We start from the raw sequence: 20,787 nt of genomic DNA on the forward strand, positions 1-20,787 counted from the left end.
CCCGCGACACCGACCCGCGACACGGGGGTACACGAGGACGTGGACAGTCGCAACCATTTCGAGACGAGGACGACGTACGCGCTGCACCGGGCGGAATGGCTGGTCGCGCTGGGCGTTTCGGTGGCCCTGGCCCTGGCCCACCTGGAGGACATCCGCTGGCCGGTCTTTGTGGGCTCCTTCGCCGTCATCGACCTCGTCGGCTACATCCCCGGGGCGATACGTTTCCGCCGCAGCGCCGACGGCCGTATCCCGAAGGGCTACTACGTCGCCTACAACACCATGCACAGCCTGGTCACCGGAGCGGTCATGGCGGGGTTGTGGGCTGTGCTGGTGGAGCCCGAGTGGGCTCTGCTCGCGATCCCGATCCATCTGATGGGTGACCGGGGGCTGTTCGGCAACTCCCTGAAGCCGTTCGGCATCCCGTTCGAGCCGGCCACCCATCCCGCCTTCGCCGACTTCGAGCACAGCTACGCGCATGCCGAGGACCCCGACGCCCCGGAAACGGTCGCGACCGCGAGCGCGAGCGCGCACCAGGTGGAGCGGACCGGAGGGAGGGCGACGCATGCCGTCGACTCCTGAAGTCCCCGAGGCACCCGAAGTTTCCGATGTCCTCGACGCGCTGGAGTACAGCGACAACCCCAGTGGCTTCCTCGCGCTGAACACGGGCAACGACGTCTTCACGGCGCCGGGGCTGCGCGGCGCGGTGGTCTACCGCACCGCCGGGCGGCATCTCGTGCAGTTCGCCGGCCCGCTGGCCCCGGACGCCGACTACGAGGCGCTGCTCGCCCGGTTCACCGACTTCGCGGCCGAGCGGCGCAAACGGATACTCGCGGTCCAACTCCAGCGCGCCGACGCGGACATCTATGCCGGTCGAGGCTTCACGGTCAACCAGATCGGCGCGTCGTACGCGATCGACCTCAAACGGTTCACCCTGCGTGGCTCCCGCTTCGTCAAGCTGCGGAACAAGATCTCCCGGGCCCGGCGCAGCGGACTCGTGGTGGAGGAGGCCGAACCGGCCCGGTGGGCACGGGAGTTGGACTCCATAGACGCACAGTGGCTGCGCGCCAAGGGCCGGCACACCAAGGAGCTGAACTTCCTCGTCGGGGAGCGCGGCGGCGCGGGGGACGCGCGGCGTCGGCTCTTCCTCGGCCGGCTCGACGGCACGCCCGTCGCGTACATCACGTACGTGCCCGTGCACGGCAGCCGACCGGGCTGGTTGCACGATCTGACCCGCCGCCGTCCCGAGGTGCCGCCGGGGGTGATGGAGACGATCAACGTCACCGCCATCGAGCGGTTCACGGAGGAAGGGGCGGCATGGCTGCACCTCGGCTTCACCCCCTTCACCGGCCTCGACGAGCAATGCGAGACACCGGGATCGAGCCCGCTCGTACGACGGCTCGTCGGCTTCCTCGCCGCCCACGGCGAGGCCGTCTATCCGGCGGCGACCCAGCTTGCCTACAAGGAGAAGTGGGGACCGCACACGGTGCTGCCCGAGTACATCGCCTTCCAGGGGCGCCCCGGTCCGGGCGCGGTCTGGCAGCTGATGCGGACGGCGAACGCCGTGTGACCTCACCCCCGCGCCGACCGCGCGGGCATGCAGAGCAGACACAGAAACGGGGGCCAGGCGCGTATGCGCTTCTTGGCACGCGAACGGAGCACCATCGACAACCTGCTGCCGGGGCTCGACCAGGCCCTGGCCGGCCATCCGCTGCTCGACCTCGAACGGCCGGGCACTCCGGGCATCCAGGAGTTCCGCACGGCTGGTGGCCCCGGCCTCCTGGTGCCCACCCGGCACAAAGGCGTCGGCGCGACCGCGGTGGAGGCGGTCCGGGTCCAGCGGGCCATCGGCGCCCGCTCACCCTCGCTCGCCGTCGCCACCACCATGCACCACTTCTCCATGGCGAGCCTGGTGGTGCTGAGCGAGACCGGCGACGGTCTGGAGTGGATGCTCATGGAGGGCATCGCGACCACCGGGCAGCTGCTCGCCTCGGGCTTCGCCGAGGGCCGCTCCGGTGCCGGGATCCTCCAGCCCACCATGACCGCCGAGGTGGAACCCGCGGGAGTACGCATCAGCGGTGTCAAACGCCCGTGCAGCCTCGCCCACTCCATGGACCTGCTCACCGCGAGCGTACGGGTGCCCCGCCTCGACGGGGGCGGCGAGCAACTGGCCGTGGCGTTGATCCCCGCGGACAGCAAAGGGCTCCACGTCAGCCCGTTCTGGGGCAGCTTCGTCCTGGCAGGGGCGGAGAGCGACCAGATCACGCTGGATGGCGTCCTGGTTCCGGAGGATCTCGTCGTACGCACCGAGACGCCCGTCGGGAAGGCGCTGGACGAGCTCCAGACCGCCGGGTTCGTCTGGTTCGAGCTGCTCATGGGCGCGAGCTATCTGGGCGCGGCGAGCGCCCTGGTGGAGCGGGTGCTGCGGCGCCCCGCGGTCCCGGCGGCCGACCGGGTCGCGCTGGTCGCCACGCTGGAGGCGGCCATGGGCGGTCTGGAGAACGTGGCCCGGCAGGTACCGGAGCACCAGGCCGAGGAGGAACTGCTCGCCGAGTGCCTGTTCGCCCGGTACGCCGCCCAGGACGCCATCGCCCGGACAGTGCCGCGCGCCGTGGAACTGCTCGGTGGCATGGCGTTCGTCGTCGGCGACGACGTCGGCTACCTCGCGGCGGCCGTCCACGGACTCGGCTTCCATCCGCCCTCGCGCCCCAGAGCTGCCGAGGACCTTGCGAACTACCTGGAGGACGGACCGCTCGTCATCCATTGACCGGGTCACCGGGAACCGGTGACCCGCGCACACTCGATCATTCAACGGGGGCAAGACAATGAAGCACGGCAAGACCCAGGACCGGGCCACGATCCTGGTCACGGGCGCGAGCGGTGTCATGGGCCGCGCCCTGATAGACGAACTGGCCCATGATTACGACCTCATCTGCCTACGCCACCGCACTCCGCTGGACGACCCTCGGGTGCGCGAAGTGGCCGGCGACCTCTCCCGGCCGGACCTCGGAATGGCCGCGTCGGACCTGCGTCTGCTGACCGACCGGGTCGACATCGTCCTCAACAACGGCGCCACCACCAAGTGGACCGCCGATACCGGGGAGGTCACCGCCGTCAACATCGGCGGCGCCCGCAACGTGCTGGCCTTCGCCGAACGGGCCGAAGCACCGCTGTACCACATGAGTACGGCGTTCGTGGCGCGGGCGGAGGAGTGCGCAAGCGCCGAAAGCGGCCCCGCAGCCTACGTCGCCTCCAAGGCGGAGGCCGAACACATGGTGCGCGACAGCGGCATCCCCTCGGTGATCCTGCGGCCCTCGGTCGTCGTGGGCGACTCGCGCGACGGTCACATCGCCGCGTTCCAGGGCATCCACATGATGTCGGGCGCCATCCTGCGCAACGCGCTGCCGGTGGTCCCCGCCGACGCCGGCTCGCACATCGACTTCGTCCCCCAGGACCTGGTCACCACGGCCGTACGACGTCTGCTCGACGGGGGCGTGCGGGAAGGCGACTACTGGCTGACGGCGGGCCGGGAAGCGCTGCTGCTCACCGAGGTGGTCGACAACACCCTCGCCGTCGCCGAGTGGCTCGGCCTGGACGTCCACCCGCCGCGGATGGTCCCGTTGGAGGCGCTGGACCGGCTGCTGCTGCCGCTCCTGGAGGATGTGATGCCGCCCGGGCTGCGCAAGCGGTTCCGCGCCTTCGCCCAGATGATGCTGTTCTTCCAGGACGCCGAGCCCTTCCCGTCCGACCTGGGGCGGCTCGGGCTCGCTCACGCGGCCACCCGCGAGACGCTCGACAAGGCGTTCACCCAGCACAACCTGTACTGGGCGGAGGCCAACGGCCTCACCGAGGAAACCCGGCAGGCGGTGGCGTCATGAGTCCCCGCCCCCAGGAAAGCAGTGCCGCGCACCGGCCCTCGGACATCATCGCCCGCTACGAACGACATCTCGCCGACGGTCGGGCCGTCCTGGGCCGGCTGCTCGGCGGGACCGTCGAAGTCGCCTCCGAGGGCGCCTGGGTGACCGCCGCGGACGGCCGCCGCTATCTGGACTTCGGCGGGTACGGCGTGTTCATCCTCGGCCATCGCCACCCCGCGATCACCGCCGCGGTCCGCGCCCAGCTCGACACCCACCCGCTGGCCACCAGGGTCTTCCTGGAGCCCGTCGTCGCGCTCGCCGCGGAAGCCCTCGCCGGGGTGACCCCGGCGGGTCTTGACCGGGTGCACTTCGTCAACTCCGGCGCGGAGGCGACCGAGACGGCCCTCAAACTCGCCCGCCACCACGGCAAGGACGTCCTGGTCTCGGCCCGAGGCGGCTTTCACGGAAAGACGCTCGGCGCACTCAGCGTCACCGCCAACCCGATGTACCAGGACCCGTTCCGTCCTCTGCTGCCCGCCGTACTGCACGTGCCGTACGGCGACGAGAGCGCCGTACGCGAGGCGCTCGACCGGTACGGGGAGCGGGTCTGCGTGGTGCTGGAGCCGGTGCTCGGCGAGGGCGGCGTGGTGATCCCGCAGGACGGGTATCTGCGCGCCGTCGCGGACGCCTGCTTCGCACACGGGGCGCTCCTCGTCGTCGACGAGATCCAGACCGGACTCGGCCGGCTCGGTGCCTGGTGGGGCATCGAGCGGGAGGGCGTCGTGCCCGACATGCTGCTGGTCGGCAAAGGGCTCAGCGGCGGTGTCGTACCGGTCGCGGCCGTGGTGTGCCGGGACGAGGTGTACGAGCCGTTCAGCCGCGACCCCTTCCTGCACTCCTCCACCTTCGGCGGCTCGCCGCTGGCCTGCGCCGCCGCGCTCGCCACGGTGGACGTCCTGCGCGAGCAGGACGTCCCCGCCCGGGCACACGCGCTCGGCGAGTGGCTGCTGGACGGGGTGCGCGAGGTGTGCGCGAAGGAGTACGGCGACCTGGTCGGCGAGGTTCGCGGGCGCGGGCTGCTGATCGGTCTGGAGATGCGCCACCAGCGGGCCACCGGCGAACTCGCCCTGGAGCTGCTGGAACGGGGGGTCATCGTCAACCACTCGCTCAACGCGGGCGCGGTGCTGCGGCTCACCCCGCCCGCCATCGTCCCCGACAGCGAGGCGGAACGGTTCCTGACCGTGCTCGACGGCGCGCTGCGAGCCGTCAGACGGCGCATCGGTCCGGTCGCTTCGGCCGCGGCCTGAGCGCACCGCCGTCCGTACCTCGCCCTGCTTTTCGCCGCCTCCCTACGACTTCAGACCTCTCCGAGGAGCCACCAACAGTGCGTCATGTCACCCTCCACGTGAGTACACCCACGGCCACTCCCGCCCGGGCCTACCAGTTGATCAGCGACTTCGCCCGCTACCCCGAACTCACCGACGCCGTGAAAGAGGTGACGGTCGACGAGCCCGATGCCGACGGCGGCGTCGTCTCGACCTGGACCGTCTTCTTCCGCAACGGCCTGCTCACCTGGACCGAACGCGACGTATGCGATCCGGTGGCCAGGACCATCACTTTCACTCAGCTCAAGGGCGACTTCGCCGTCTTCGAGGGCGTCTGGCGGATCACGGAGGCGGACCGGCAGGACAGCTGCCGGGTCACCTTCGAGGCCTCGTTCGACCTCGGCATCCCCTCGCTCGCCGACCTGCTCGACCCGGTGGCCGACGCCGCACTGCGCGACAACATCCTGCGCATCCTCGGCGGCCTGCTCGGCGCGATCCAGGTGGCCGATGACGCCGTCGCAGGCGGCCGGGCACCGGACGGGAGGGGGCGCAGTGTCTGAAACCGCAGCCCTCGAACCCTCTCTGTGCCTGGACTTCTACCGAAGGCTCGCCGGTGGAGTCGCGGTGGTCACCACGCGGGGCCCGGACGGCCCCGTAGGGAGCACCGTCTCCACCGTCACCTCGGTCTCGCTGGACCCGCCGCTGCTCCTCGTGAGTCTGGCGACCGGGTCACGCACCCTGGCGGTCCTTCGCGAGCAGGGCCTGTTCGCCCTGCACCTGCTGCACGAGAGCCGCCGGGGGGACGCCACGGCGTTCGCCCGCCACCCCTGGCCGCCGGGACACGCGACGGACAGACAGCACCCCGACGAGGTCCTCGGCGTGCCGATCCTGCCGTCCTCCCTCGCCCGGACCGTGTGCGTGGTCGAGGACATCCGGCGCTACGGGGACCACCAGCTGGTCATCGGCCGGATGATCGAGGCCGCCGTGGGCACCGGGCGCCCGCTGCTGTGGCACTCCGGAGAGTTCTGGGGATTGGAGCGCCCCGCGTCATGACTGCCACGGCAACCCGGCCCACCACCATGACCGTGCCCACCACTACGTCCATGTCCAGGTCCGGTACGACGGCCGTGCCTGCCACCCCGGCTCCTCCGTCCGGGGCCTCACCGGAGCCTCCGGACGAGGGGGCGGAGCCGGCCGTACCGGGCGACCGGGTCACGCCCGTCGGCGGGCACGACCGCTGGGAGTTGCTGCTGCCGCACCGCGAACGGCTGATGGGGCTCGTCCGGAGCAGGCTGCGCGATCGGCACGACGTCGAGGACTGCGTCCAGGAGACCCTGCTGCGGGCCGCCGCCTTCCCCACTCTGAACACGCAGTACGTCGGCGGATTCCTCACCGCGACAGCGCTCAGGCTCTGCGTCGACCACTACCGGGACGCCGACCGCCGCCGTCGGCTGCAGCTGCGGCTGTCGTTCACCGAACCCATCCCCGGCCCGGAGGACACGGCGTGCGACAGTGCGGTCGGGCTGTGGCTGCTGGACGAGGTGCATCAGCTCGCGGGCCGGGAGCGCGAGGTGCTGCTGGCCCGCGCGAACGGGATGAGCACCGCGGAGGCCGCCCGCCGGCTGAAGATCTCCCGCAAGGCCGCGGAGAGCGCCTTCACCCGCGGCCGGGCGAGGCTGCGCGCGCTCTACGACGACTCCTTGGCCGAGACCTCCTGAGCGGCCTCCGGCTCCGCCGCCCCGAGCGCTCCGGGGCCCGGGGTGCCGTCGTCGGCATCGTCGGGGCCGCGCAGCCGGGAGACGACAGGGGTCGTCAGCGCGGTCGACACGAACGCCATGATGACCAGCATGGTGAAGAGCGTCGGGCTGAGCACACCGAGGTTCAGCCCGACGTTCAGCACGATCAGCTCGGTCATGCCCCGGCAGTTCATCAGTGCGCCGATCTGGCCCGACCGGCGCCAGCCGGTGCCGACCGCCCGTGCCGCCGCCGCGGAGCCCGCGAACTTGCCGAGCACCCCGGCCACCAGCACCAGCCCGCACCACAGCCACGCCACCGGGTCGGCGCCGAGCAGCCCGATCTCTGTGCGCAGCCCGCTGACCGCGAAGAACAGCGGAACCAGCAGGATCATGGTCAGCCCGCCCAGCCGTCCGCGCAGGGCGGCCACCCATCGCGAGTCGGCGGGGACGACCAGGCCGAACATGAACGCGCCGAACACGGCGTGCACCCCGATCCGCTCGGTCAGCGCCGCGCACCCCAGCAGCCCGACCAGCGCCAGCGCCACCGCGTGGTCGGGATGGCGCACGGCCAGCGTGGACTCGGCACGGATCAGCAGCGGCCGGACGACCAGGAAGAGCACCGCGGTGAAGCCCACGGTCAGCGCCGCGGTGACCAGGACCGCGGCCGCGCTGCCGCCGGTCACCAGCGCGACGACCAGGGCCAGCAGGGTCCACGCCGTCACGTCGTCGACCACCGCGCAGGTCAGCGCGAGGGTGCCGAGCTCGGTGCGGTACAGCCCGGTCTCCAGCAGGATCCGGGCCATCACCGGCAGCGCGGTGACACTCATCGCCACACCGAGGAACAGCGCGAAGGGCAGGAACCCGCTCTGTTCCGGCGCGAGCCTTTCATGGGCCCGCAGCGCCAGCACCACACCGAGCAGGAACGGCAGCGCGATGCCCACATGACTGACCACGACCGCCACATGCCCCTTGCCCCGCAGCAGCCGGGTGTTCACCTCCAGCCCGGCGAGGAACACGAACAGCACCACACCGAGTTGGGCGAGCACGTCCAGCTGCGACAGCACACCCGGCGGGACCAGCCGGCGCAGCCCGTTCGGCCACAGCGCGCCGAGCACCGACGGGCCGAGGACGACACCCGCGGCCATCTCGCCGATCACCGGCGCCTGGCCGACTCGCCCCGCGAGCAAGCCGGCCGGCTTGCACGCCGCCACGATCGCGAGCAGCAGCCGGGGCAGGGTGCTCGCGGCCGCCGCGTCCGGCCGAGCGGCGGCCCGGTCTGGCGCGGCCGTGCTCAGGAGCACCACCGCGAGCGTCGCGGGGACCAGGACCAGACCGGCGTACACGACGGCCGTACGCCGGCCGCGATGCGTGCGGATCCGCTCCAGGAGCGAGGAGGCCGGCGACGCCGGTGAGGTCCTGGGCACCTTGTCCCCTTGGGTCCTGGAACGGATCAGAACGGGTACGACCTCGGCAGCGGCAGCGGAGTGAACTCCGTGAACGCCGGGGCCAGCGGGGCGTATCGCTCGTCCTCGCGCTCCTGCGGGATCCAGAAGTTGTAGACCCGCCGGTGGGCGTCGGAGTACTTGCCGGCCGCCGCGTTGAGCGTCTCCGCCGTGGTGTCGCCCCACTCGCCCGTGGCCACCCGGTGCTCCAGCACGTCCAGCGCCGTCATGATCTCCGCCGGGCTGAGGCCGCAGGTGAAGCCGCGGTCGACGAACAGCTGCCGCAGGTTGCCCGGGTCCCCGACCAGGGCAACCCGGTCGGCGAGGGAGCGCTCGTGCCCCACCGGAGTGGGACCGTCGAGGGTGTTGTGCACGGTGACCACGGGCACCGGGGTGAGCCCTGGGAACCCGGCGGTACGCACCAGGTAGTTGCGTGCCGGGATGTCGGCCGAGACGCGCGGCGCTGCGTCGAGCGCGGCCAGGTCGGCGTCGAGGTCGGCACCGGCCTCGCGGTAGGCGTGCTCGGTCAGCTCCCGCAGGGCGGGCGTTGTACGGGCGTAGAGCGCGCGGTAGTCGACGTCGTCGTTCCAGATCGGGTTGCCGCCGGCCCGCTCCTCCATCTCCTTGCGGGCGGGCCCGAACAGGATGGAGCTGTGGGCCATGATCAGCACCCAGACCAGTTGCTCGGCGGCCTTCTCGGGATCGGTGACGGGCCGGTCGGTGTGTCCGTCCACCAGCGGCTCGATGCTCGCGACCGCCCCCGAGAGGATGAGCCGGGCCCTGGACAGGGCGTCGCCCCGGGCGGCACCGGCGATGATCGCGTTGGCCTTGTCGAAGTTGCCCTGCGGGTCGCTGATCAGGCCCAGTTCGAGGTCGTGCTCGGGGGCGAGCAGGGTGTTGACGACGTGGCCCATGTCGAGACGCAGCAGCATCTGGTTGATGACGCCGCTGGCGTCGGCGCTCAGCGACAGCGCGCCGTCGAAGCGTCGCGGGTGCAGCTGGGCGAGGGTGATGGAGGCGAGGCCGCCGGGCGAGGCGCCCCACACGTAGGTACGCTCCGGCCGGCCGACGTCGGCCATGAACCAGTCGTGCAGGAGTACCTGGTCGCGGAGGGTGTCCTCCATCATCCAGCCCGTGGTCCTGGCAGTGCCCGCGAGGGCGTAGCCGCGCTCGTGCAGCAGCCCCCGGAGCGCGCCACCGTCGAGCCGCGGCCCGAGCTCGTCGTCCGAGGGCACCGCCAGCGCGGGGCAGGGCAGGCCGGGCTGCCGGTAGTGGTGGCTGTACAGCAGCAGGGTGCCGTTCCACTGCGCGGGCATCTCGACCCGGTACTCCGCGCCGTCGAGCGTTCCGGTGTGGACCTGGGGTTCTAGGTGAGGAGTTGGCATGGTTCCTCCTGGAATCCTTCGTAACTGGTGGCGACTTGCCGTATCTCGTCCCGACTGGTCGTGGCTCACTGAACTGGTTGTGCGCCCGCCCGTCGGTGGCGGTCGGGGGCGATGGCGAAGGGCGGACGCAGGGCCGCTTCGACGAGCCGGGCGAGCAGGTCCGCCGGCAGCCGGTCCACCTCGGCGAGGCCGTCGGCGACCTCGGGCAGGCCCGCCGTGCTCAGGAACTTCTCGCGGACCAGCGCCGCGTGGTGGGCACGGGTGTGCGGCCCGGCGGCTCCCAGCGGGATGTCCCGCTGCCGGGTCGCCGTCCGGCCGTCCCGCAGGCGTACGGCGACCCGGGCACCGGTGACCTTGGTCGCCTCGGCGAAGGACTCGGGCGGCGGGCCGAGCCCTTCGAGCAGGTCGGCGAGGCCGAACGAGGCGAGGTCCTGTCCCGGCCTGCCGAACTCCCAATGGGCGGCTCGCGGTCCGGCCAGCCGCAGCGCGGCGCCGAAGGGGACCTCGGAGCGGAAGGAGTCCCGGGTCATCCGCGCGTCGTGCAGCACGCGCACCCGCTCCGCCAGCTCCCATCTTCCGGGGTCGGCCAGCCGGTCGCCGGCGAAGTCCGCCGGGAGCAGTCCGCCGGTGAGCAGAGTGGTGGCCAGCGTGTAGGGGAGCGAAACCACCAGCACGCTCACCGGGGTGCCGGGCCCGTCCACCAGGGCGCGGGTGCGCTGGTCGACGTAGGCCGAGTACCAGGATGTGTGGACGACGACCTCCTCGATGTCCTCGGGCCGTAACGGGCCGAGTTCGCGGGCGAGTTCGGCCGCGCAGTCCACCGCGGAGTCCACGCCGGGGCCGCCGGGGCGGACCTTGAAGGAGAGCGTGTCGGTGTGCCAGGTCCTGCCCAGACCCGAGGTCACCACCTCGGGCAGCGGTACCGAGGCGAACCGGGCCAGGAAGCCGTCCGGGTGCTCTAAAACATCGGCGGCGCCGCCGAGTCCGGCCTGGGCCGCGTCGCACGCGTCGAGCGCCGCCCGGACCGGGGTGAACGCGTTGAACACCTTGGTGTCGCTGGCCAGGAAGGCGGGCGCGATCACCCGCGGCGGCATGCCGAAGGCGAGCGCCCAGGCATCCACCCAGAGTTGCCGGTCCGCCCCGGTCAGATGGAACCGGCCTGCCACGGCACCCGCGAGGTGGGTATGGGTGGCGCTCTGCCCGCGGAACGGGCCCAGGGTCGCGGCGGCGGTGAGCCGGGCCGCGCACTCGTTCGCCGCGATCACCGCGGTGAGCAGTGCCCGCCCGTCGGCGCCGGTCGCCAGCGCGTAGGCCAGCGGCACGTTGACCGTCGAGTTGGACAGGTGGCCCGCGTACGCCGTGTCGTCCATCTGCAGCCACGAGGACAGACCGGCCAGCACACACGCGGACTGCCTGGCCTCGGACTGCAGCGGCGGCCCGAACGCCGACATGACCGCGTCGCCGAGCGGATGGCCCAACCCGGCCCGTACGGCGGCCAGTTGGGACAGCACCTGGCTGCGGGCCGTCCGCACGACCCGGTCCGGGACCTGGTCGAGAGTCAACCGGCTCGCCCAGTCTGCGAGTTCCTCAAGAAGCGTCATCGGCGCCGGACGATGACCACGCCCATGTAGTCGTCGGGACGGCAGTAGGGCCGACGGCCGCCATAGCGCCCCACCAGTTCGGTGACGCGCAACGCCTCCACCCGCTCGAACCCGGCCTCCTCGGCCGCCTGGAACGCCTCCTCCTCGCTCATGCCCAGGACGTACGGCTCCCCGCGCCGCTGTACCGAGCGCGCTGCTCGGCGGGCGCCCTGGAAGTGAGTGGTGCCGTTGATCACCGAGGCGTCCATGTAGTCGAAGACGAGGGTGCTGCCGGGTGCGCAGACCTCCGCGATGTCCGCGAGTGCGCGCCGGAAGACCTCGTCGCCGAGGTAGTACGACACACCGAGCCAGGTGACCAGGCTGGGCTCCGCGATGTCGAAGCCGGTCTCCTTCAGCCGGTCGAGCAGCGGGTCCCGGCCGAGGTCCGCGGCGGCGAACACGATGTTGTCCGCCTTGATCCCGATCCGTTCCAGTGCCGCGCGCTTGGCCTGCTGGGTCGCCGGGTGGTCGACCTCGAACCAGCGCATGTCGCGCAGGACCGGGTGGCGCAGCGCCGTGGCGTCGTAGCCAGCGCCGATCAGCACGGTCTGGCGTATGTTCGCCCGGAAGTACCGGTCGGCCAGCACCTCGTCGACGTACCTCCCGCGCAGCAGGATCTCGGCCAGCATCCCGCCGAAGAGACGGTCGAAGCCGACCAGCCCGGCCAGTGCGACCTTGGGGGTGAGCCGCAGCAGCCGGTACCGGGGGTTGCTGACGAAGTACCGGGCGTACGAGTCGCCCACGAGCCGATGGCCGGGACTCAGCGTCGCGTCCGCGGCCCGCATCTGGGCGTTGATCTCCGCTGTGGCGCTCGGCTGCCCGGAACTCAGCCGTTTCGCCCGCCGTTCGGCCATGGGGCCCGCCTTTCGAGTGTCGGGGCTGTCAGGAGGGTTACGCCGTTGCCGCGGCGCGACCCTCACATCAGTTCCAGGCGATTGCCGGTACAGCACGATCGTGCTAGAAATTTTTCATGAGCAAGGGCGCGGACACGAAGCAGGCCATCCTGGACGAGGCGACGCGCATCGCCAGCATGGTGGGACTCGGCGGGGTGACCATCGGCTCGCTGGCCGCCCGGACCCAGCTGTCCAAGAGCGGCCTCTTCGCGCATTTCCGCTCCAAGGAATCACTCCAGCTGCAGGTTCTGGAGCATGCCACCGGGAAGTTCGTCGACGGCGTGATCCTGCCCGCCCTCGACACCCCGCGGGGCGAGCCGAGGCTGCGGGAGCTGTTCGACGGGTGGCTGCGCTGGGCGTCGGACGCGCTGCCCGGCGGCTGCCTGTTCGTCGCCGCCGGGACCGAGTTCGACGACCAGCCCGGACCGGTGCGCGACCGACTCGTCCGCAACCAGCGGGACTGGATGGACGTGATCGCCCAGGTCTTCCGCACGGGCGTGGCCGACGGGCCGTTCCGCCCGGACGCCGACCCCGACCAGTTCGCCCAGGACCTGTACGGCGTGATGCTCGGCTACCACCACGCGAACCGGCTGCTGCGGGACCCGCAGGCCGAGGCGCGTGCCCGCAGGGCATTCGAGGTGCTGCTCGACGCGGCCCGCGACCCGCAGCAGAACGCGAGGAACTGAAAGAACCCGACGAACGGAACAAGGGGTGGGATCGAAAGTGGCGTCACAAAAAAGCACGATCGTTCGTGCTGGTCACAGGGCAACCTTTGCCGCGATCAGCACAGCGTTCAGGACGCTCGAACACACGGCCCCCGGGCTCGGCGGACGCTGGGCCGAACGACTGTGGTTCACCGTGCCGGCCGGTGGCGCTCGCGCGGACATCACCCCGGCGGCCCCGGGCCGTTCCCTCGAACTGCGACTCCAGGGCTGCCGGTTGGTCGGAGAGCACTTCGGCGAGGGGCCCGTCGTGTACCTGATGCACGGCTGGGGAGGGCGCCGGTCCCACCTCGGGGCCTTCGTGGACCCGTTGGTAGCCGCCGGCCACAGCGTGATCGCCATCGACGCCACCAGCCACGGCGACTCCGGTTCGGGTGCGGCGGGCCCCGGGCGCAGCACGATCCTGGAGTTCGCCGACGTGCTCGCCGCGCTCTCCGACGCGGTCGGTCCCGCCCATGCCGTGGTGGCCCACTCGATCGGGTGCATGGCCACGTCCGTCGCCCTGCTCCGGGAGCAACTCTCCGCGCAGCGGCTGGTGTTCATCGGCCCCATGGCCGACATCCGGCCCTACACCCGCGAGTTCGCCCGCCGTGTCGGCTTCGGCGAACGCATCCGCACCCGGATGGTGCAGCGGATCGAACAGCGGGTCTCGATGGACCTGGCCTACTTCGACGTGCCGTCGATGGCCGGGCGCATGTCCGCTCCGCCCCCTCCACTGCTGCTCGTTCACGACCGCCAGGACAAGGAGACGCATCCTTCGGACAGCGAGGACATCGCCGCCGCCTGGCCGGACGCCCGGGTGTTGCTCACCTCCGGCTTCGGCCACCGGCGCATCCTGAGCGCCCCCGAGGTGGTACGGGAGGCGGTGTCCTTCATCACCGCCCCCGCCGATGCCCCCACCCCGTCTCCCGCCGCCCCCGGCCACGACGTCAGCGCGCGTTGAAACCGCTCAATGACCCCGACGACCGCCAGTGAAAGGACGCTCCGGTGAAAGAGACACGTGGGGCCGACTGCCCCGCTGCCCGCTCCGTCGCACCGAAGCCGGGCATGGTGCTCCTGCTGACGTGCGGCGCGACCTTCCTCGCGTTCCTGGACACCACGGTGGTCAACGTGGCGTTCCCCGCACTGCGCACCAGCTTCCCCGAAACCTCCGTCGCCACCCTGTCCTGGGTGGTCAGCTCATACGCCGTCGTCCTCGCCGCGCTTCTCACCCCGGCGGGCCGACTCGCCGACGTAGTCGGCCGCAAACGGGTGTTCCTCGTCTCGCTGCTGCTGTTCACGGCGGCTTCGGCGGCCAACGCGCTCGCACCGAACATCGAGGCACTCGTCGCGGCCCGGGCTGTGCAGGGCGGCGCCGCCGCCGGCATGATCCCCGCCGCGCTGGGCCTGGTCCTGCATGAGACGCCGCCGGAGAAGCGCACCGTCGCCGTAGGGGTGTGGGGCGCCGCCGCGTCCGCGGCCGCGGCTGCCGGTCCGACGCTGGGCGGTGTGCTGGTGGAGGTCGACAGCTGGCGTGCGGTGTTCCTGATCAACGTCCCGCTCGGCCTGCTGCTCCTCGTCGGCGGTCTGCGCAGTCTGCCGGTGGACCGCCCGACCGGCCGCCAACTGCCCGACCTGATCGGCACGCTGGTGGTCACGCTCGGCATCGGCAGCTTCGTGGCCGGCCTCACGGAAGGCGCCGAATGGGGCTGGACCAGCGGCTGGACAATCTCCGCGCTGCTCGGCGGGGTTGTGCTGACGGCATACGGGCTGTACCGCTCCCGACGGCATCCGGCGCCCGCGGTGGAGATCGGGCTATGGCAGAACCACACGTTCGCCGCGGCCAACCTCACCTCGCTGCTGGCGGGCATCGGGATGTTCGCCTGGCTGCTGAGCGGTCCGCTGTTCTGCGCCGCCGTCTGGAACTACTCGGTCCTCAAGGCCGGGCTCGCGGTGACACCGGGCGCGGTCACCTCCGCGGCCGCCGCGATCGTCGTGGGCAAACGGCTGTCCCCGGCCGGGCAGCGCGCGGCGGTCCCGGTCGGCATGCTGATGTTCACCGTCACCGGGGTGTGGATGTATCTCGGCGTCGGGGCGGAGCGCGAGTTCCTGGAGGTCTGGCTGCCGGCCGGTGCGCTCGGCGGCGCGGCCCTGGGTGCCGCGATGACCGGACTGTCGACGGCCGCCGCGATGTCCGTGCCCGGCGAGAAGTTCGCCACGGGCATCGGCCTCAACACCACGGCCCGTCAGCTGGGCGGCGCGCTCGGCGTGGCGGCGGCCGCGGTGATTCTCGCCGAACGGGGTATCGCGGGACCGCTCGGATTCCGCGAGATCTTCCTCTTCAGCGCCATCGCGGCAGCCGTCGCGGCCCTGTCCGGCCTCGCCCTGCTGCGCCGCGAGCCCGCGGACGGTGGGGTGAGCCGGTGGTCGGCGACCGCCGTCGGCCCCGAGGTCAGGATCCCGCAAGAAAAGTGAACCGCACCTTTCTGGGAGGCGAGCCCCACCGGCCCGTGGGTGCTGGACGGCCTTCCCGGCCCGGCACCTGTCCACGGGGAGCCATAGACCGTCCTAAAATGGAACGAATTATCCATCGATGATCGAGGGCAACGTGTCGGCCAACGGTGTGGCATCGAACTTGTACCCGTTCGGCGCCGCAAGTGCCGGCGAAGCACCCGAGCGCGACGACGCGCTGGTCAGCGCCATCGTCGGTGCCGTGGAGCTGACCGGAGCGCATACCGGGAGCGTGTTCCTGCTCTCCGGCGACCGCCGCTCGCTCGTGGTGGCCGCGTCGTGCGGGTCGCCGCCCTCCCTGCTCAGCGGGTGGCGCCGGATCCCGGTGAACAGCGGTCTGCCAGTGGCGGAGGCGTACCGCTCCGGGCGCATGGTCCATCTGGCCGGCGCGGAGGAGACGATGCGGCGCTTCCCGCAGCTCTCGGTCGCCCTGCCCTACCCGTTCGGCTCCGCATCGGTCCCCGTACGGGCGGGCGAGCGGACCTTCGGCGCCATGGCCGTGGTGTGGACGGCCAGGCCGGACGGGACAGGGCTGTCGAGGGCGCAGCGCCGGCAGCTGCGCTCCGCCGCCGACCGGCTGGGCACCACCCTCGCCGGACTGCGGGCCCGCGGCGCGCTCGGTGAGTACGACGAACGGACGGCTCCGGTGGTGGTCCCGCTGCCGTCCGCCCCGGTGATCCGGGTGGGCCTGTTCGACTGGAATCTCGACACCGGAGCCCTCACGGCCGACGACGAGCTGTGCGCGATCTTCGGAATGCCGCCCCGCGAGTTCGACGGACGGGCGGCCACCCTGGCGGGCATGATCGAGCCCGCGGATCTGCCCGGCTTCCGGGCCGCCGCCCGTGCCGCGGTCCAAGAACGCCACGTACTGGCACACTGCCTGCGCATCCAGGACGGCCGCGGAGGCCACCACACCGTCGAGCTGTGGGGCCGGGTGCCCGAGAGCCCTGACGGCCTGGAGGCCTCGGCCCATCTGGTCGGCGCCGTACTCGACTCCGGCAGCCGCATGGCCGCCGTGGCGGCGATCGAGCAGCTCGCGGACGGCTTCTTCGCGCTCTCCCCCGACGGACGTCTCGCCTACGCCAACCACAGCCTGGAGAGTCTGCTGCGGGTCCGCCAGGACGAGCTGCTCGGCCGACGCCCCTGGGACGTCCTGCCCTGGCTGGCCGATCCCGTGTACGAGGACCGCTACCGGGCCGCCCTGGTCTCCCAGCAACCGGTCTCCTTCCTGGTCCGCCGCCCACCGGCCACCTGGCTGGTCTTCTCCCTCCACCCGGGCGCTCAGGGCATGACGGGGTGGGCGGCACCCGTGCGACAGCCCGTACCGGCCGACACCGGACCCGGGGCAACCCTCGCGGACGGGGGGCCGCCCGTCTCCTGGTCGTCTCCGCCCGCGGCCCCGCGCGTGGGGTCCCTCTACCGGGTGCTCACGCTGGGCAGCGCGCTCACCGAGGCGGTCACCACGCACGAGGTGTTCGAGGCCGTCGCCGAGCAACTGCTGCCGGCTTTCGGCGGCCAGAAGCTGGCGATCGCCGTGGTGGAGGAGCGGCGCCTGCGTCTGCTCGATCAGCGCGGCTACTCGAAGCGCTTTCTCGCCCGGTTCGAAGGCACTCCGCTGCATGCCCGGCTGCCCGTGACGGACGCGCTGACCTCCGGGGCCCCGCTGTTCGTCGAGTCCCGTGAGGAGCTTCTCCAGACCTACCCCGGGATCATGGTCAGTCAGGCCAACTCCTGGGCGTTCCTGCCCTTGATCGCCTCGAACCGCCCGGTCGGCGTCTGCCTGCTCGGCTTCGACGACGTCCACCGATTTCCCGACGAGGAGCGTGGAGTCCTCACTGCGCTGGGCGGCCTGATCGCCCAGGCCCTGGAACGCGCCAGGCTCTACGACGCCGAATTCGCCCTCGCCCGCGGCCTGCAGAACGCGCTGCTGCCGCACCGGCTGCCCACACTGCCGGGCCTTGATGTCACCGGGCGCTATCTTCCGGGCACCCGAGGGATGGACATCGGCGGCGACTGGTACGACGTCATCCCCACCGGCGACGAGGTCGCGCTGATCGTCGGGGACGTCGAAGGGCACAACGTCGCCGCCGCGGCCGCCATGGGCCAGCTGCGCAGCGCGGTGCGGGCCTTCGCCACCGCCGGCCACCGGCCGAGCGACGTCGTCGCCAACACCAACCGGCTCCACATGGACCTCGACCCCACGCTGCTCGCAAGCTGCTGCTACGCCCGCCTCCATCCTCACTCGGGGGTCGTGCGCATCGTCCGTGCCGGCCACCCCCCGCCCCTGCTGCGCCTGCCCGACGGACAGGCCGAAGTCCTGGATGTGCCCGGCGGCCCTCTGCTCGGCATCGACACGGCGGCACACTTTCCGGAGTCGGAGCTGCGCCTCGTACCCGGGTCGGTCCTGGCCCTGTACACGGACGGACTGATCGAGAGGCGTGACTCGGACATCGACTCCGACGTCGACCGGCTCCGGGCGTCACTGGCCCGCATGGGCGGGGGCCGCCTGGAGGAGCTGGCCGACGCGCTGCTGCGGAACGCCCGCGGGTCCGCTGACAGGGCGGACGACATCGCCCTCCTGCTCACCGAGTACGCCCCCAGGTAACCCAAAGGGTCCCAGGTCCTGGCACTGTCCCTGTCGGCGGCCGTAGCGATGTGGGGGGGCCACATATCCGCCGGCTCCTCGCCGATGGCGTGCCCCAGGCGGGGAGCCACGAGGTCCGCCTCCAGCATCGCCCGGCGGATCCCAGCCGTCGCACGCCGAGCAGGCGCTTCCCGCATCCGTCGTAGGGGCGTTCGATCGTGTTCACGCAAGGTACGGAGATTCGGCGGCCGCGCCCAGGACGATCTTGCTCAGCCCAGGAAGCTCAGTCGAACCTGACGGTTGACATTGTCTTTATTGGTGTCGACGAGGCACACCGACTGCCATGTCCCGAGCTCCAATCGGCCGTCCAGCACCGGCAGCGTCGCATGGGGCGGGACGAAGGCCGGGAGGACGTGGTCGCGGCCGTGGCCAGGGCTGCCGTGGCGGTGCTGCCAGCGGTCGTCGGCCGGGAGGAGGGTGTGCAGGGCGGCCAGGAGGTCGTCGTCGCTGCCGGCGCCCGTCTCGATGATCGCGATGCCGGCCGTGGCGTGCGGCACGAAGACGTTCAGGAGGCCGTCGCGGCCGGCCGCCGCCTCACGCAGGAAGGCCACGCAGTCGGGGGTGATGTCCACGACCCGCTCCGCGGAACCTGAGGCGATGTTCAGTACTCGGGTGGTGAAGGCGTCTGACATGCCCTCCATCCTCGCCCATGCCCCGGACTGCACCCGGCAGGAGACGGCGCGGTGGCGGTCGAGCGGTGATACGCAAGGTCCACTTCGCGAGACACCGTTGACCGTCACCGCGCCATCTGGCTACTTTCAGCGGCATGTTGCGTTCAGCCCTGCTCACCACGCGCGGTCATATCGACCTGCTGCGGGTGGCCTCCGCCGCGTGTCGCCGCGGCCGCTGACGCCCCTCCCCGCTCTCCTCGCCTCACCCGCGCTTCCTCCGCGTCCCCGCCCGGTCCTGACCCGAGCCCGGTGCTGAGCCAAGCCCGGTTCTGACCTGACCCGGCGGCGCTGAAGCACGTTCCCCACCGAACGCTCATCGCCCCCTTGGAGCACTCATGAGCATCAGCCATGCCCCACCCGGCTCTCGCGAGACGGATATTCCCCTCAAATCCGCCTTTACGAACGACTCACAGCCGATCCCCGTAGATCTCGTCCCCCTCCTCCCCGCCTCCTCCCGCCGCACCCGCGTCCCCCGCTGGCTGCGCCGCACCACCGGCCCCGTCCTGCTCCTCCTCCTGTGGCAACTGCTCACCAGCACCGGTGTACTGACCGCCGACGTCCTCGCCTCGCCCGGCCGTATCGCCCAGGTCGGGAGCGACCTGATCGCCGACGGGTCGCTGCCCTCGGCCATGGGTACGTCGCTCCAGCGCGTCGCCGCCGGACTGGCGCTCGGTACCGTCGTCGGGACCGGACTCGCCCTCGTCTCGGGCCTGTTCCGGATCGGCGAGGACCTTGTGGACGCGCCCGTGCAGATGCTGCGGACCGTGCCCTTCGTCGGGCTGATCCCACTGTTCATCATCTGGTTCGGCATCGGCGAGGCGCCCAAGGTCGCCATCATCACGCTCGGCGTGACCTTCCCGCTCTACCTCAATGTCTACGCCGGAATCCGCGGCGTGGACACCCAGTTGATCGAGGCCGGGGAGTCTCTCGGGCTCTCCAGGTGGGGGCTCGTACGGCATGTCGTCCTGCCCGGCGCGCTGCCCGGCGCCCTGACCGGTCTGCGCTACTCGCTCGGCATCGCCTGGCTGGCCCTCGTCTTCGCCGAGCAGGTCAACGCCGACTCCGGCATCGGGTTCCTGATGGTTCAGGCACGGGACTTCCTGCGGACCGACGTGATCGTGGTCTGCCTCATCGTCTACGCCTTCCTCGGCCTGCTCGCCGACTTCATCGTCCGCTCCCTCGAAAGGCTGCTGCTGCAATGGCGACCGACGTTCACGGGCCGGTGAGCCCCGAGGCCACGCGGGCCCCGCAAGCAACCCAGGCCGTGCGCGTGGCGGAGCTGACCCGCTCCTTCGACGAGCGCGCCGTCATCGACGGGCTCCGACTCGATGTCCGGCCGGGTGAGTTCGTGGCGCTGCTCGGCCGCAGCGGCTGCGGCAAGTCCACGCTGCTGCGCATCCTCGCCGGGCTCGACCGCGACATCGAGGGCACCGTGCTGGTGCCGCGCCGCAAGGCCGTCGCCTTCCAGGCGCCGCGGCTGATGCCGTGGAAGAAGGTGTGGCGCAATGTGCTGCTCGGCCTGCCGGGAAAGCCCGACCGCACGGTCGCCGAGCGGGCGCTCAAGGAGGTCGGCCTGGACCACCGTACGAACGCCTGGCCCAGGACACTTTCCGGCGGCGAGGCACAACGGGCCTCACTGGCACGGGCGTTGGTCCGTGAGCCCGATCTGCTGCTGCTCGACGAGCCGTTCGGCGCGCTCGACGCGCTCACCCGTATCAAGGCCCAGCGGCTGGTCGGTGAGTTGTGGCAGCGGCGCGGCTGCGCGGTCCTGCTCGTCACGCACGACGTCGAGGAGGCCGTACTGCTCGCCGACCGCGTCCTCGTGATGGACGACGGGGTCATCGCACACGAGCAGCGCATCGACCTCGACCGCCCCCGCGACATCACCGACCCCCGGTTCGCGGAACTGCGCGCCGAACTCCTTCAACGGCTGGGCGTCGACGCCGCCGCCGAAGCCGCCTGATCACCCACCCCAGAACGGAACC

At 71.7% G+C, this 20,787-nt stretch carries 20 protein-coding genes; 15 read left to right on the top strand and 5 right to left on the bottom strand.

Annotation, left to right across the window (positions count from 1 at the left end; translation table 11 throughout):
* The first annotated feature begins 39 nt into the window (after positions 1–39).
* The 8 genes from ACFWYS_RS11595 to ACFWYS_RS11630 all read left to right on the top strand — a co-directional run bounded on the left by ACFWYS_RS11595 (position 40) and on the right by ACFWYS_RS11630 (position 6,897).
* Positions 40–579 carry a hypothetical protein gene (locus ACFWYS_RS11595; protein WP_384766022.1) on the top strand — a complete coding sequence of 180 codons (540 nt, stop codon included), beginning with the start codon at positions 40–42 and terminating at the stop codon, positions 577–579.
* Complete coding sequence (locus tag ACFWYS_RS11600; protein WP_384766024.1) at positions 563–1,567, top strand: bifunctional lysylphosphatidylglycerol flippase/synthetase MprF; 1,005 nt, start codon at positions 563–565, stop codon at positions 1,565–1,567. Before ACFWYS_RS11595 ends, ACFWYS_RS11600 begins: the two co-directional genes overlap by 17 nt.
* Before the next feature lie 63 nt (positions 1,568–1,630).
* Entirely contained in the window at positions 1,631–2,764 is a 1,134-nt protein-coding gene (locus tag ACFWYS_RS11605; RefSeq protein WP_384766026.1) for an acyl-CoA dehydrogenase, read from the top strand.
* Between the two features lie 58 nt (positions 2,765–2,822).
* Positions 2,823–3,875 (top strand): SDR family oxidoreductase, encoded by a 1,053-nt coding sequence (locus ACFWYS_RS11610; protein ID WP_384766027.1) that lies wholly within the window; start codon positions 2,823–2,825, stop codon positions 3,873–3,875.
* Entirely contained in the window at positions 3,872–5,161 is a 1,290-nt protein-coding gene (locus tag ACFWYS_RS11615; protein WP_384766028.1) for an aspartate aminotransferase family protein, read from the top strand. The genes ACFWYS_RS11610 and ACFWYS_RS11615 overlap by 4 nt, the downstream gene beginning before the upstream one ends.
* Before the next feature lie 98 nt (positions 5,162–5,259).
* Positions 5,260–5,739: an aromatase/cyclase gene (locus tag ACFWYS_RS11620; protein WP_384766030.1), complete on the top strand. Its 480-nt coding sequence runs from the start codon at positions 5,260–5,262 to the stop codon at positions 5,737–5,739.
* The gene (locus ACFWYS_RS11625) at positions 5,732–6,232 is read left to right on the top strand and encodes a flavin reductase family protein (protein ID WP_384766031.1); all 501 of its coding nucleotides are present in this window, start codon (positions 5,732–5,734) and stop codon (positions 6,230–6,232) included. Before ACFWYS_RS11620 ends, ACFWYS_RS11625 begins: the two co-directional genes overlap by 8 nt.
* Complete coding sequence (locus ACFWYS_RS11630; protein ID WP_384766032.1) at positions 6,229–6,897, top strand: RNA polymerase sigma factor; 669 nt, start codon at positions 6,229–6,231, stop codon at positions 6,895–6,897. The genes ACFWYS_RS11625 and ACFWYS_RS11630 overlap by 4 nt, the downstream gene beginning before the upstream one ends.
* On the opposite strand, the gene ACFWYS_RS11635 is transcribed toward ACFWYS_RS11630, so the two are convergent.
* The 4 genes from ACFWYS_RS11635 to ACFWYS_RS11650 all read right to left on the bottom strand — a co-directional run bounded on the left by ACFWYS_RS11635 (position 6,867) and on the right by ACFWYS_RS11650 (position 12,236).
* Positions 6,867–8,339, bottom strand: coding sequence for a cation:proton antiporter (locus tag ACFWYS_RS11635; protein WP_384766034.1), 1,473 nt, complete (start codon positions 8,337–8,339; stop codon positions 6,867–6,869). The two genes, ACFWYS_RS11630 and ACFWYS_RS11635, sit on opposite strands and share 31 nt — an antisense overlap.
* 26 nt (positions 8,340–8,365) lie before the next feature.
* Positions 8,366–9,742: an alpha/beta hydrolase family protein gene (locus ACFWYS_RS11640; protein ID WP_384766036.1), complete on the bottom strand. Its 1,377-nt coding sequence runs from the start codon at positions 9,740–9,742 to the stop codon at positions 8,366–8,368.
* Between the two features lie 65 nt (positions 9,743–9,807).
* Entirely contained in the window at positions 9,808–11,343 is a 1,536-nt protein-coding gene (locus tag ACFWYS_RS11645; RefSeq protein WP_384766038.1) for an MmgE/PrpD family protein, read from the bottom strand.
* Entirely contained in the window at positions 11,340–12,236 is an 897-nt protein-coding gene (locus ACFWYS_RS11650) for a class I SAM-dependent methyltransferase (RefSeq protein ID WP_384766039.1), read from the bottom strand. The genes ACFWYS_RS11645 and ACFWYS_RS11650 overlap by 4 nt, the downstream gene beginning before the upstream one ends.
* A gap of 116 nt (positions 12,237–12,352) precedes the next feature.
* Between ACFWYS_RS11650 and ACFWYS_RS11655 the strand changes: the two genes are divergently transcribed.
* From ACFWYS_RS11655 to ACFWYS_RS11670, 4 genes are all read left to right on the top strand, one after another.
* On the top strand, positions 12,353–12,961 hold the full coding sequence (locus ACFWYS_RS11655) for a TetR/AcrR family transcriptional regulator (protein ID WP_384766040.1): 609 nt from the start codon (positions 12,353–12,355) through the stop codon (positions 12,959–12,961).
* Between the two features lie 172 nt (positions 12,962–13,133).
* Positions 13,134–13,940 (top strand): alpha/beta fold hydrolase, encoded by an 807-nt coding sequence (locus ACFWYS_RS11660; RefSeq protein ID WP_384766042.1) that lies wholly within the window; start codon positions 13,134–13,136, stop codon positions 13,938–13,940.
* A 44-nt stretch (positions 13,941–13,984) separates the two neighbouring features.
* Positions 13,985–15,451 (top strand): DHA2 family efflux MFS transporter permease subunit, encoded by a 1,467-nt coding sequence (locus tag ACFWYS_RS11665; RefSeq protein WP_384766044.1) that lies wholly within the window; start codon positions 13,985–13,987, stop codon positions 15,449–15,451.
* Between the two features lie 118 nt (positions 15,452–15,569).
* Positions 15,570–18,092, top strand: coding sequence for a SpoIIE family protein phosphatase (locus tag ACFWYS_RS11670; RefSeq protein WP_384766046.1), 2,523 nt, complete (start codon positions 15,570–15,572; stop codon positions 18,090–18,092).
* A 248-nt stretch (positions 18,093–18,340) separates the two neighbouring features.
* Here the strand turns inward: ACFWYS_RS11670 and ACFWYS_RS11675 are convergent, their stop codons facing one another.
* On the bottom strand, positions 18,341–18,763 hold the full coding sequence (locus tag ACFWYS_RS11675; RefSeq protein WP_384766048.1) for a secondary thiamine-phosphate synthase enzyme YjbQ: 423 nt from the start codon (positions 18,761–18,763) through the stop codon (positions 18,341–18,343).
* A 134-nt stretch (positions 18,764–18,897) separates the two neighbouring features.
* On the opposite strand from ACFWYS_RS11675, the gene ACFWYS_RS11680 reads away from it, so the two are divergent.
* The 3 genes from ACFWYS_RS11680 to ACFWYS_RS11690 all read left to right on the top strand — a co-directional run bounded on the left by ACFWYS_RS11680 (position 18,898) and on the right by ACFWYS_RS11690 (position 20,765).
* Complete coding sequence (locus ACFWYS_RS11680; protein WP_313884353.1) at positions 18,898–18,981, top strand: putative leader peptide; 84 nt, start codon at positions 18,898–18,900, stop codon at positions 18,979–18,981.
* Positions 18,982–19,137: 156 nt separating this feature from the next.
* Entirely contained in the window at positions 19,138–20,028 is an 891-nt protein-coding gene (locus ACFWYS_RS11685) for an ABC transporter permease (protein ID WP_384766049.1), read from the top strand.
* Positions 20,001–20,765 carry an ABC transporter ATP-binding protein gene (locus ACFWYS_RS11690; protein ID WP_384766051.1) on the top strand — a complete coding sequence of 255 codons (765 nt, stop codon included), beginning with the start codon at positions 20,001–20,003 and terminating at the stop codon, positions 20,763–20,765. The genes ACFWYS_RS11685 and ACFWYS_RS11690 overlap by 28 nt, the downstream gene beginning before the upstream one ends.
* The last annotated feature ends 22 nt before the right edge of the window (positions 20,766–20,787 follow it).

This window comes from Streptomyces sp. NPDC059010 (assembly GCF_042740355.1).
Lineage (GTDB): Bacteria > Actinomycetota > Actinomycetes > Streptomycetales > Streptomycetaceae > Streptomyces.

Bases quoted from the DNA above. Each gene is read 5' to 3' on its own strand.
- ACFWYS_RS11615 (WP_384766028.1), top strand. From the start codon at position 3,872: ATGAGTCCCCGCCCCCAGGAAAGCAGTGCCGCGCACCGGCCCTCGGAC.
- ACFWYS_RS11690 (WP_384766051.1), top strand. From the start codon at position 20,001: ATGGCGACCGACGTTCACGGGCCGGTGAGCCCCGAGGCCACGCGGGCC.
- ACFWYS_RS11605 (WP_384766026.1), top strand. From the start codon at position 1,631: ATGCGCTTCTTGGCACGCGAACGGAGCACCATCGACAACCTGCTGCCG.
- ACFWYS_RS11650 (WP_384766039.1), bottom strand. From the start codon at position 12,236: ATGGCCGAACGGCGGGCGAAACGGCTGAGTTCCGGGCAGCCGAGCGCC.
- ACFWYS_RS11685 (WP_384766049.1), top strand. From the start codon at position 19,138: ATGAGCATCAGCCATGCCCCACCCGGCTCTCGCGAGACGGATATTCCC.
- ACFWYS_RS11670 (WP_384766046.1), top strand. From the start codon at position 15,570: ATGATCGAGGGCAACGTGTCGGCCAACGGTGTGGCATCGAACTTGTAC.
- ACFWYS_RS11630 (WP_384766032.1), top strand. From the start codon at position 6,229: ATGACTGCCACGGCAACCCGGCCCACCACCATGACCGTGCCCACCACT.
- ACFWYS_RS11680 (WP_313884353.1), top strand. From the start codon at position 18,898: ATGTTGCGTTCAGCCCTGCTCACCACGCGCGGTCATATCGACCTGCTG.
- ACFWYS_RS11675 (WP_384766048.1), bottom strand. From the start codon at position 18,763: ATGTCAGACGCCTTCACCACCCGAGTACTGAACATCGCCTCAGGTTCC.
- ACFWYS_RS11655 (WP_384766040.1), top strand. From the start codon at position 12,353: ATGAGCAAGGGCGCGGACACGAAGCAGGCCATCCTGGACGAGGCGACG.
- ACFWYS_RS11610 (WP_384766027.1), top strand. From the start codon at position 2,823: ATGAAGCACGGCAAGACCCAGGACCGGGCCACGATCCTGGTCACGGGC.
- ACFWYS_RS11600 (WP_384766024.1), top strand. From the start codon at position 563: ATGCCGTCGACTCCTGAAGTCCCCGAGGCACCCGAAGTTTCCGATGTC.
- ACFWYS_RS11640 (WP_384766036.1), bottom strand. From the start codon at position 9,742: ATGCCAACTCCTCACCTAGAACCCCAGGTCCACACCGGAACGCTCGAC.
- ACFWYS_RS11645 (WP_384766038.1), bottom strand. From the start codon at position 11,343: ATGACGCTTCTTGAGGAACTCGCAGACTGGGCGAGCCGGTTGACTCTC.